The sequence below is a fragment of the Sphingomonas pokkalii genome (assembly GCF_003096275.1).
Taxonomy (GTDB): Bacteria; Pseudomonadota; Alphaproteobacteria; order Sphingomonadales; family Sphingomonadaceae; genus Sphingomonas; species Sphingomonas pokkalii.
Map to the genome: position 1 here is coordinate 3,639,089 of NZ_QENQ01000001.1, position 9,842 is coordinate 3,648,930.

General features: G+C 65.8%; 17 protein-coding genes and 1 other RNA gene. 8 read left to right on the forward strand and 10 right to left on the reverse strand.

Translation table 11 applies throughout. The features are described from left to right. Positions 1-108 precede the first annotated feature (108 nt). The 7 genes from DD559_RS16725 (at position 109) to DD559_RS16755 (ending at position 4,621) form a co-directional block, all read left to right on the forward strand. The gene (locus tag DD559_RS16725; protein WP_240610406.1) at positions 109-1,098 is read left to right on the forward strand and encodes a chemotaxis protein CheB; all 990 of its coding nucleotides are present in this window, start codon (positions 109-111) and stop codon (positions 1,096-1,098) included. Beyond that, the gene (locus DD559_RS16730; protein WP_206364528.1) at positions 1,095-1,946 is read left to right on the forward strand and encodes a CheR family methyltransferase; all 852 of its coding nucleotides are present in this window, start codon (positions 1,095-1,097) and stop codon (positions 1,944-1,946) included. Before DD559_RS16725 ends, DD559_RS16730 begins: the two co-directional genes overlap by 4 nt. A 25-nt stretch (positions 1,947-1,971) precedes the next feature. Continuing rightward, positions 1,972-2,673, forward strand: coding sequence for an N-acetylmuramoyl-L-alanine amidase (locus DD559_RS16735; RefSeq protein ID WP_206364582.1), 702 nt, complete (start codon positions 1,972-1,974; stop codon positions 2,671-2,673). Positions 2,674-2,778: 105 nt separating this feature from the next. Next, positions 2,779-3,288 (forward strand): hypothetical protein, encoded by a 510-nt coding sequence (locus tag DD559_RS16740; protein ID WP_116470181.1) that lies wholly within the window; start codon positions 2,779-2,781, stop codon positions 3,286-3,288. A 40-nt stretch (positions 3,289-3,328) separates the two neighbouring features. Further along, positions 3,329-3,715: RNase P RNA component class A (gene rnpB / locus DD559_RS16745), an RNA gene on the forward strand. A 73-nt stretch (positions 3,716-3,788) separates the two neighbouring features. Next, a complete protein-coding gene (locus DD559_RS16750) occupies positions 3,789-4,325 on the forward strand; it encodes a J domain-containing protein (RefSeq protein ID WP_116470182.1) in 537 nt (178 codons plus the stop codon). Further along, positions 4,322-4,621: a (2Fe-2S) ferredoxin domain-containing protein gene (locus tag DD559_RS16755; RefSeq protein ID WP_116470985.1), complete on the forward strand. Its 300-nt coding sequence runs from the start codon at positions 4,322-4,324 to the stop codon at positions 4,619-4,621. The genes DD559_RS16750 and DD559_RS16755 overlap by 4 nt, the downstream gene beginning before the upstream one ends. Before the next feature lie 188 nt (positions 4,622-4,809). Here DD559_RS16755 and DD559_RS16760 read toward each other — a convergent pair whose 3' ends face one another. The 10 genes from DD559_RS16760 to pspA all read right to left on the reverse strand — a co-directional run bounded on the left by DD559_RS16760 (position 4,810) and on the right by pspA (position 8,375). Beyond that, a complete protein-coding gene (locus DD559_RS16760; protein WP_116470183.1) occupies positions 4,810-5,214 on the reverse strand; it encodes a SufE family protein in 405 nt (134 codons plus the stop codon). Positions 5,215-5,363: 149 nt separating this feature from the next. Further along, on the reverse strand, positions 5,364-5,612 hold the full coding sequence (locus DD559_RS16765; protein WP_116470184.1) for a hypothetical protein: 249 nt from the start codon (positions 5,610-5,612) through the stop codon (positions 5,364-5,366). Between the two features lie 24 nt (positions 5,613-5,636). After that, positions 5,637-5,912, reverse strand: coding sequence for a hypothetical protein (locus DD559_RS16770; protein WP_116470185.1), 276 nt, complete (start codon positions 5,910-5,912; stop codon positions 5,637-5,639). A gap of 33 nt (positions 5,913-5,945) precedes the next feature. Continuing rightward, positions 5,946-6,068, reverse strand: coding sequence for a hypothetical protein (locus tag DD559_RS20310; RefSeq protein ID WP_276308190.1), 123 nt, complete (start codon positions 6,066-6,068; stop codon positions 5,946-5,948). Between the two features lie 40 nt (positions 6,069-6,108). Next, on the reverse strand, positions 6,109-6,375 hold the full coding sequence (locus DD559_RS16775; protein ID WP_116470186.1) for a hypothetical protein: 267 nt from the start codon (positions 6,373-6,375) through the stop codon (positions 6,109-6,111). 14 nt (positions 6,376-6,389) lie between these two features. Next, positions 6,390-6,719 (reverse strand): hypothetical protein, encoded by a 330-nt coding sequence (locus tag DD559_RS16780; protein WP_116470187.1) that lies wholly within the window; start codon positions 6,717-6,719, stop codon positions 6,390-6,392. A gap of 17 nt (positions 6,720-6,736) precedes the next feature. Then, positions 6,737-7,027, reverse strand: a complete 291-nt coding sequence (locus tag DD559_RS16785) for a hypothetical protein (protein ID WP_116470188.1) — start codon at positions 7,025-7,027, stop codon at positions 6,737-6,739. Between the two features lie 30 nt (positions 7,028-7,057). After that, positions 7,058-7,429 (reverse strand): envelope stress response membrane protein PspC, encoded by a 372-nt coding sequence (gene pspC / locus DD559_RS16790; RefSeq protein ID WP_026009003.1) that lies wholly within the window; start codon positions 7,427-7,429, stop codon positions 7,058-7,060. Position 7,430: 1 nt separating this feature from the next. Continuing rightward, positions 7,431-7,703, reverse strand: coding sequence for an envelope stress response membrane protein PspB (gene pspB / locus DD559_RS16795; RefSeq protein WP_116470189.1), 273 nt, complete (start codon positions 7,701-7,703; stop codon positions 7,431-7,433). Between the two features lie 3 nt (positions 7,704-7,706). Then, positions 7,707-8,375, reverse strand: a complete 669-nt coding sequence (gene pspA / locus DD559_RS16800; RefSeq protein WP_116470190.1) for a phage shock protein PspA — start codon at positions 8,373-8,375, stop codon at positions 7,707-7,709. 400 nt (positions 8,376-8,775) lie between these two features. Here pspA and pspF point away from each other — a divergent pair, with 400 nt between their 5' ends. Then, positions 8,776-9,819 (forward strand): phage shock protein operon transcriptional activator, encoded by a 1,044-nt coding sequence (pspF, locus tag DD559_RS16805; protein WP_116470191.1) that lies wholly within the window; start codon positions 8,776-8,778, stop codon positions 9,817-9,819. The last annotated feature ends 23 nt before the right edge of the window (positions 9,820-9,842 follow it).

Genomic DNA, 9,842 nt, shown 5'->3' on the forward strand with positions numbered 1-9,842 from the left:
ACGAGCCCGCTCGCTTCGTGCCCACCGGATCGGGTGTGCCAGCGGTCCGGTCATGGCCGGGTGTTGATCGTCGACGATTCGGTCGTTGCGCGATCGGTTCTCAGTCGGATGGTGGAAGGCACGCGCCGATTCCACGTCGTCGCGGCGTTGGGCGAGGCCCGGAGCGCGCTGGAATATCTGCGGACGAACCGGGTGGACATCATCCTGCTCGATATCGCGATGCCGGGCATCGACGGACTTACCGCGTTGCCCGATGTTGTGCTGGCAGGCCAGGGCGCCAAGGTGCTGATCGTATCCTCTTCCGCCGATGAGGGGGCGGCGACGACGCTCCAGGCGCTCGCCCTCGGTGCTGCGGATACCTTGGTGAAGCCCGGAGTCGGCGCGTTCGGCGGGCGGTTTGCGGAAGTGCTGGAAGAGCGGCTGTCGAAACTGTTCGAGCCGACCGGGGATGGGGGCTGTTCCGCGCGGGCCCAGCCGCCGTCTCCCGCGGCGGTACGGCCGCGCAGTCCGCTGGCCATGCTGGAGCCGTTCCAGATCGTCGCCATCGGTGCTTCGACCGGCGGCATCCACGCGCTGAGCCAGTTGCTGCGGGAAATTCCAGCGTCTTTCCAGCAGGCGATCCTGGTGACCCAGCATCTGCCGCCGAGCTTCATGCACTATTTCGCGACGCAACTGGCCGTGCTGGGCGGGCGCCCGTGCGAAGTGGCGACCGATCGGCTGCGCATCCGCCCCGGGCGAATCATCATCGCGCCGGGTGAAGCCCATCTCCGCGTCGTGCGCACCTCGGAAGGCGCGGCGATCCGATTGAGCACGGAATGGGCGAAAAGCGGCTGTATGCCCTCCGTGGATCCGATGTTCGAAAGCGTCGCCGAAGTATATGCGAGCCGTGCGGTGGGCGTGGTGCTGAGCGGCATGGGGCGCGACGGCTGCGAAGGCGCCGGGCGGCTGATCGAGGCGGGGGCGCCGGTATTGGCACAGGACCAGGCGACCTCGGTCGTCTGGGGGATGCCGGGCGCGGTCGCCAATGCCGGGCGGGCGACGGCGGTGCTGCCGCCGGACGAAATCGGCCGACTGATCGGCAGGGGAGCCGCGCGATGATCGGGCGAGAGACGCCTTCGGCGGGTGCGATGCAGTTGATCGGATCGCTGCTGGAACAGCGCACCGGCCAGCAGATCGCCGCCAACCGCGCATGGCGAATCGAGACGGCGCTCAAGCCATTGCTGCGCGAGCATGGCCTGGCGAGCGTCGATGCGCTGGTCGGTCGGCTGATCGCGTCGCGCACGGGGGAACTGGCGGACAAGGTGGTCGATGTGCTGCTGAACCAGGAAACGAGCTTCTTTCGCGACGGCGCGGTGCTGGAGCATCTGGTGCAGGCGGCGCAGGCGATGCAGGAGGAGGGGCCGGGCCGCCGCCTGCGAATCTGGTCGGCGGGCTGTTCGACGGGTCAGGAGCCGCTGTCGCTTGCAATGCTGCTCGCCGAACGGGCGGATGCATTTGCGATGCCGCCGGAGATCGTGGCCAGCGACGTATCACCGGCGGCGATCGCCCGCGCCCGCGCCGGTCGTTATTCGCAGTTCGAGATTCAGCGCGGCCTGCCGGTTCGCCGCATGGTGCAATGGTTCGATGCCACTGGCGCGGGCGAATGGGTGGCCAAGCCCGATCTGGTGCGCCGCATCCAGTTCCGCCGGCACAATCTGACCGCGGACGCGCCGCCCCCCGGCCGGTTCGACATCATCCTGTGCCGCAATGTGATGCTCTATTTCTCACCCGCGCTGCGCCGCCAGGTGTTCGACGAACTGGCCGGCGCCATCCGCCCCGGCGGGCTGCTGGTGCTTGGTGCAGGCGAAACCGTGATCGGGCTTACGGAACGCTTCATTCCGAGCCAGGCCTTTCGCGGCATGTATGTCGCCATCGATGCCGCAGCGCCGCTCGCCGCCATTGCCTGAAACCATGGCTGCAGTAGAAGAGTGCATGATCGATGGGCTTGAGATACTGGATGCACCGTCGCCGAACCATGGCGAACGCTTGTTGCCGATTTCGATGATCGTGCTCCACTATACCGGGATGGAGAGCGGAGCGGCGGCGCTGGCCCGCTTGCGCGATCCCGATGCCCAGGTTTCCGCGCATTATCTGATCGAGGAGGATGGTCGCATCTTCCGGCTGGTCGCGGAGGAACGGCGCGCCTGGCACGCAGGCCGCGCGCATTGGCGCGGGATATCGGACGTCAATTCGGCATCGATCGGCATCGAGATCGTCAATCCCGGTCATGCATTCGGCTATCGCCCCTTCACGCCCGAGCAGATGGGCGCGCTGATCCCGCTCGTGGCGGAGATCAAGGCGCGGCACGGCATCACCCGCGGCAATGTGGTGGGCCATTCGGATGTGGCGCCGGCGCGCAAGCAGGATCCGGGCGAACTGTTCAACTGGCATGCGTTGGCGCGGCTTCGGCTTGCGCTGCCGCGGCCAACGCGCAACCTGGTCGATCCCGGCTGGCCCGATGGCGGCTTCATGCTGGCGCTGGAGCGCTTCGGCTATGACGTCACCGATCCGGTCGCGGCGGTGACCGCGTTCCAGCGCCGGTTCCGCCCCGAGATGATCGATGGCGAAATCGACATGGAATGCCGGTGCATCCTGCTGGCGCTGCTGCTGCCGAAGCCCCAGGGCGAGGATTGAATCGCCCGCGGGGCGATTAACCGAAAATCCTTACTAAATCGCAAGCGAAGTTTGCTGAACTGTTACCCGGAGGAACAGTCGGTGAGCTTTTCGATTCGCCCCCCTATGACCGCCATCGGCCCGGTGCATGTCCGCATGACGGGGGTCGTGCGCGGAGACGAAAAAGGGCCAGGCGTAGAGATCGTCAACGCTCCCACCACCGCAGAGGCGACAGCCGAGTTGCACCGGGTTGCCCGCGTTTCGGGAGCGGACAATGTGGTGAGCGTCGCAGCCGATTATCGTCGGGCAGCGCTTGCGGGCGGCACGACGAGCACCCAGTGGCGGATCGAGGTGCAGGCCTGGGGCACTGCAATGGCACCCGCCAAGGTGGAGCCTGCGGAAGCCCCCGAACCGAAGGTGCCCGACGACGACAACCGCACCAAGGATGCCAAGGCAGACCAAAAAGTCTCGCCGAACGACGCGACCGATCCCGCGGCCCGCAGTACGCCCGAGGTTGCCGAGCCCGCTCCCGCCCAGCCGGCGCCCATGCCAAAGGCGGCACCCGCGCCAGGCAGCGCCGATACGGCCGCGCCGAAGATGCCCGAAAGCGGCACGCCGCCGCCGCCGCCGCGCTGAACGCTTGCGTGCCGGCGCCCAGCCGCTAGAGATGGCCGGGCCAGAGGGTCGGGCGGCCGCCGCCTGCTTGTGAAAGCAGGGGGAGGAAAGTCCGGGCTCCACGGAACGACGGTGGCGGGTAATGCCCGCCGGGGGTGACCCCAGGGAAAGTGCCACAGAGAGCAGACCGCCCACTGCTCGCCGCGCGAGCGGAGAGTAAGGGCAAGGGTGAAAGGGTGCGGCAAGAGCGCACCGCGCGACCGGCAACGGAAGCGGCTTGGTAAACCCCACCGGGAGCAAGACCGAATAGGGACGGCACATGCGCCTCGTTCCGGCGCGTCGTCCGGGTTGGTTGCTGGAGCGGCGGAGCGATCCGTCGCCTAGAGGAATGGTCGCCTATCCTTCGCGAGAAGGTGGACAGAACCCGGCTTACAGACCCTCTGGCATTTTTGGCGGTGGCAGGTGTTGCGGTGCGGCGAGGCTCTGGCCTTTGGCCGGGCCCGCGCCTATTTGGGCGCGCTATGGCGCGACACACGCGATCGATGGACTGGGGCTTTCCCCGCTGGCGCGAGTATGGCTCGGAGCGTGAGGCCGCGCGCGTGCGGCTGTGCGACCGGGATGGCTGCGACCGTCCGGGCGATCGCCCCGCTCCAAAATCGCCCAATAATCCGGAGCGCTGGTACTTCTGCGAGGAACACGCCGCGGAGTATAATCGCAACTGGGATTATTTCGCCGGGCTCACTGCGGAAGAGGCTGCCCGGCGCGAGGCCGATGAGCGGCGGACCGCGAACGGCTACGCGCATTCGGCGACGAACAGCTGGGCGGGGCCCGGCGACGGCAGCCGCTCGCGCGACGAGATGAAGGCGCTGGAAGTGCTGGAGCTGGAAGTCGACGCGACCTTCGAGGCGGTGCGCGGCGCCTGGCGGCGCCTGGCCAAGGAATTCCATCCGGACGTGCGCCCGAACGATGCCGACGCGGCAAAGCGATTCCAGGCGATCCAGGCCGCCTATGACGTGCTGAAAACCGCCGAGGATCGGCGCCAGTGGAAGCCGCTGTGACGCAGCTGGTCGCATCCAACTGGGGCAATGCCGTGCTGGTGTGCGGCAAATGCTCGAAGAAGCTTGGCGGTGGATTCGGGCCCAAGGGCAAGACCTCGCTCGCCAAGGCGCTGCGCAAGGCATTCGGATTGGGCAAGGGCCGCAAGGCGGAAATCGGCGTCGTCGAGACCAAGTGCCTGGGCGTGTGCCCCGGCGGTGCGGTGACGGTGGTCAACGGCGCGCAGGCGCGCGAATGGCTGATCGTGAAGAAGGGCGCTGACCTGGACGAGGTCGCGCGCGAGCTGGGGCTTTCCTGAGCCGCGCGCAATGGGGTGCGTGCCCTCTCCAACCTCCCATCGTCATTCCCGCGAAGGCGGGAATCCATTCGCCTGTGCGCTTGGGGAAAGAACCGTGGTTTCAGCGGCAATGGATCCCCGCCTTCGCGGGGATGACGATGTAGCGCGCGGAAGCGAACGGCTTGCGCTCTCCCCGCCGGGGAGAGGGGTTATGCGTATCGCCCCGCCGTCTCCCGGATCAGCGCGATCATGTTCGGAATGCCCTGGGTCCGGTTCGAGCTGAGCTGGTTCTTCAGGTCGAACGGCGCCAGTGCGCCCTCGATGTCGGTCACCAGGATCTCGGCGGGGCTGCGGTCCTGCACGGTCAGCAGCACCAGTGCGATGATGCCCTTGGTGATCGCCGCATTGGAATCCGCCAGGAAGTGGAGGCGGCCATCATCCTGCCTGGTCGGATAGACCCATACCGAAGCCGAGCAGCCGCGCACCAGCGTCGCATCGGTCTTGAGCGGGTCGGGCATCGGCTCGAGCGCCTTGCCGAGATCGATCAGCAATCGATAGCGATCATCGGCGTCGAGGAACCCATATTCTTCCTGGAGATCGGCGAGGCTGGTCATGGCCTCCGCGCTAGCGGGCCTGCGCGCGATTTGCCAGCCTCGCGGTTACTTGGCCGTCGTCGCGCCGAAGCGCAGGCCGAGCCGGGGGCGGGGTGCCCGCTCCGGTGCCGGGGCGGGCGCGGCGTCCGCCGGCGGCGGGGTGTGGTTGCTCACAGGTCCACCCCGGCGGCGATCGCTTCCAGCTTGCGGATGCGTTCCTTCAGGTCCGCCAGCTCGATCCGCGAGGCCGCGTTGGGCATGGCCGCAGCGGCCATCTCCGGCCGGTGCAGCTCGGCCAGCTCGCGGTGCTTCAGCGCGAGCCAGCCGCGCCAGCCCGATAGCGCTGCACCGGTCAGCATGCCGAGTCCGGCCAGGCCGGAAAGGGCCAGGGTGATGTACAGTTGAGGGTCGCTGGTCATGGTTCCTGCTCCCGAAAACATGGCTTAGATCCGGTTCTTGTCGCGCAGCTTCTCGATCTCGTGATCGAGCCGCAGGCTGTTCTCGTTGTCGGTGATGACGCGTTCGAGCACCTGGACGCGCTCCTTGAGCGCGCGGACCTCTTCGCGCAGCTGCTTGGCTTCCAGGGCCTGCGCGGGATCGGGCCGGGCGATGCCCACCGGGTTCCCGTCGCGGTCCTTGGTTACGCCGTAGCGTGCCTGGAGGACCTTGCCGATCGTGATCACGATGATGATGGCCACGACCATTTCGAACGGATTCATTGCACCTACTCCCCTAACGCAGCGCCGTGGCGCTCAATTTCCGATCTGCGATGCCTCTGCGGCGCGCAGGGCGCGGCGGCGGGGGCGATCGCGGCTTTCGGCGAGGGCAATAGCTCCCCCGCACAGTGCGGCAAGCACTGCGAGCATGATAATCATCGAAATTTCCTTGCTTCAGATGGGGATGAAAACGTTTTTTTCAGTTCAGTGGCGCGTCGCGCAGCTTCTCGATTTCGTCCGAAAGGGTCATGCCGCGATCGGTGAGGATCCGTTCGAGGACCTGGACCCGCTGTTCCAGCCGTTCGGTCTGCGCGGCATATTGGGCTGCCTTCTCGGCGGCGAGCCCGGCCTCGATCTCCATGCGGCGCTCCCACAGCTTGAACAGCGGGCGGAAGAAAACGCCGCCGATGATCGCCACGAGGCCGCAGCTGATGCCGAGGATCGGGATGAGAAGGGGAGACAGCATGGGTTCCGTTCCTTTTAGTTCGAGCGGCCGCGGAGCGCCTCGATCTCGCGGTCGAGCTGGTGCGCGCCGTCAGTCACGATGCGTTCGACATTGGCCAGCCGGTCCTTCACCGATCCGAGTTCGGCGCGCAGCTGGGCGTTTTCCTGGCTTAGCAGCCTGATCCGCTCGATCGCCTCGTCGTCCCGCTTGGGATACACGGCCTTGCCCCAGCTATTCTCCAGCGGATAGCCGTTCTTGACGCGCAGCCAGGTGGTGAAAAGCCAGCCGACCGTTCCGAGAAACCCGAGGCCGATGCCGGCCAGGATGATCCAAGGCAGGTAGGGGGCGAGTTGCACTTCGATCATGATCTGTCTCCCTGCAGTCAGCGCAGCGCATCGATGGCCTGGGCGGTGCGTTCGGCGGGATCGGTGGCGATCCGTTCGAGCACGGCGATCCGGTCTTCCAGTCGGCTGATCTGGCCTGCGAGCCTTTCGTTCTCGGCTGCGAGCAGGGCGATCTTGCGGGTGGCGTCGGGATCGGCCTTGTGGATATTCTCGCCATGATCGTCGCTGATCGAATAGCCGTGCTTGGCGCGGATCCAGTTGTTGGCCAGCCAGCCCAGCGTGGAGATCGCCATCAGCGCGATCACGAATTCGGGACCACCCCAGTTCATCGTCGTGCCTCCCTGTTGACAACCTGCGCCTCAGCGCAGGCTATCGATTTCATCGGCGAGCCGGGTGTTGCGGCTCGTATAGAACATCTCGATGTCGGCGAGCCGGCGATCGATGTCGCGGAACTTCGAGCGGACCTCGGCGGTCGAGCGCTTGGGGCTCGAGCGGACGCCCTGCCAGAAGCGTTCGTCTTCCGGCGTGTCGTACAGTCCCACCGGCTTGGGATTGGCGATCCAGGCGATCACGAAATAGCCGAGCGCAACCCAGCCCGTGGCGATGGTGAGCAACACCGTCGCGACGCGGATCCAGGTGACGTCGATGCCGGTGTAATCGGCCAGCCCGGCGCAGACGCCCATGAACTTGCGGTTCTGCCTGTCGAGGTAGAATTTGGTGCGAGCGGACATCTCAGTTCCTCCGTGAAGGATCATATTGGCCAGGCTCTGGGCGCTGGACCGAGAGCGGGCGATAGTCGGGGTTGTCGGCGGCGATGATGCGTTCCACCGTGTTCAGCCGGTCTTCCAGCATCCGCGCCGTGCGATACAGGTCGTCAAGCAGGTTCTCGTCTTCCCGGGTGATCGTCCCGGCCTGCTTCCACTTGGTAACATAGTGGAAGACCAGCCAGGGGAGACCGAGGAAGAGGATCGCGCAGACGAACAGCGGTATTAGAATTTCGTCCACCGATTACGCTCCCTTGTTGAGCCGTGCCTTGAGTGCTTCGAGTTCTGCATCGACCTTTTCCGACGAGCGGAGTTCGGCGATTTCCTCTTCGAGCGTCTTCGGGTTGCCCCCCAGGCCCATCGCATCGGCACGGCCTTCGGCCAGATCGACGCGGCGTTCCAGGATGTCGAACCGCGAAAACGCGTCCTGCATCTTCGACCCGTTGGTCATTTCCCGCAAGCGGGCGCGGTTATTTGCACTTTCCAGCCGGGCAACGATCGAATTCTGGCGAACGCGGGCCTCGCGCAGCTTGTTCTGCAACTTGTTGATATCCTCTTCCGAGGCGCGGAGTGCTTCGTCGAGCACGGCGATTTCCTGCTGCAGCTGGTCGCACATGTCGGCGGCCTTCTGCTTTTCGACCAATGCGGCCTTGGCGAGATCTTCGCGATCCTTGGAAAGCGCCAGTTCGGCCTTTTCGGTCCAGCTTTCCTGAAGCTTTTCCAGCTTGGCGATATGGCGGCGCATTTCCTTCTGATCGGCGATGGTGCGGGCGGCGCTGGCGCGAACCTCTACCAGCGTCTCCTCCATCTCGAGGATGATCATGCGGACCATCTTTGCCGGATCTTCGGCCTTGTCGAGCAGGTCGGTAACGTTGGCGGCGATGATGTCGCGGGTTCGCGAAAAGATACCCATGATAATGCGCTCCTTCGTGTGTTCTGGGGATGCCGCCGGAAGGGATGGGGGCCCTTCCGGCGGCCCCGGTGCTTCGAGGGATGAAGCGCCGGGGAGACCTCTTGTGCCCGCCTCAGGCGATCGCCGGAGCCACCGCGCCAGCCATCAGAACGACGCTGGCGAGGAAGGCGAAGGAAACCGCTACAAAGGCGTTGCGGAGGCTGTGGATCTGGTTGGTCATCGTCTTGTTCCTGAACCTTGGTAGGTTGAAGTTGCTGCCCGTCATCGGGCTTGCCTCCATCTTTGCAGGAGGCGTGCCAAGTTTAAAAAATCCCGGAAATCCGCCATTTTCTGCGAAAGAGACGATGGGGTTGGCAAAAATTACTTGCTAAAAGTTGGGAAAATTCGCCAATAATGGGCCATGGATCGCACGACCCAGGTCATCGGTGAATCTTCCGCCTTTCTTGATGCGCTGGAGCGCGCGAGCAGGGCCGCGGCGCTGGATCGTCCGGTATTGGTGATCGGCGAGCGCGGCACCGGCAAGGAATTGGTCGCCGAACGTCTCCACCGGCTGAGTCCGCGTTGGGACCAGCCGCTCGTCACCATGAACTGTGCGGCGCTTCCCGAGACGTTGATCGAAGCGGAACTGTTCGGCCATGAGGCGGGGGCCTTTACCGGCGCCACCAAGGCGCGCACCGGACGCTTCGAGGAGGCGGACGGCGGCACCCTGTTCCTCGATGAACTCGGCACCCTCTCGATGGGTGCGCAGGAACGGCTGCTGCGCGCGGTGGAATATGGCGAGGTGACGCGGATCGGATCGTCGCGGCCCATGCGCGTCGATGTCCGGATCGTGGGCGCCACCAACGAAAATCTGCCGGATCGGGTGGAAAAGGGCACCTTCCGGGCCGACCTGCTCGATCGATTGAGCTTCGAGGTGGTGACGCTGCCGCCGCTGCGGCATCGCGGCGGCGACGTGGAGGTGCTGGCGGAGTTCTACGGCCGGCGCATGGCCTCCGAGCTGGGGTGGCAGGATTGGCCCGGCTGGGGGCCGCACGCGCTCGACGCGCTGCTCTCCTATGACTGGCCGGGCAATGTCCGCGAGCTGCGCAACGTGGTGGAGCGCGCGGTCTATCGCTGGGAGCAGGGCGGCCCGATCGACCGCATCGAGATCGATCCCTTCGCCTCGCCCTATCGGCCGCGGCCGATGGCATCGTCGGCAAGCCTGGCCGAACGGCAGGCGGTGGAGGTTGTACCCGCGTCGGCGCCAGCTGCGATGCCGGCGGAACCGGCGGATCTGGGCGGCGATTTCAAGACGCGGGTGGCGCGGTTCGAGCGGCAACTGCTTTCCCAGGCGCTGGCAGAGCATCGATTCAACCAGCGCGCAACCGCGGAAGCGCTGGGGTTGAGCTATGACCAACTGCGCCATGCGCTGCGGCGGCACGACCTTCTGGGTGCGGGCGGGTAATATGCTATTGATTAGTGTTCGCA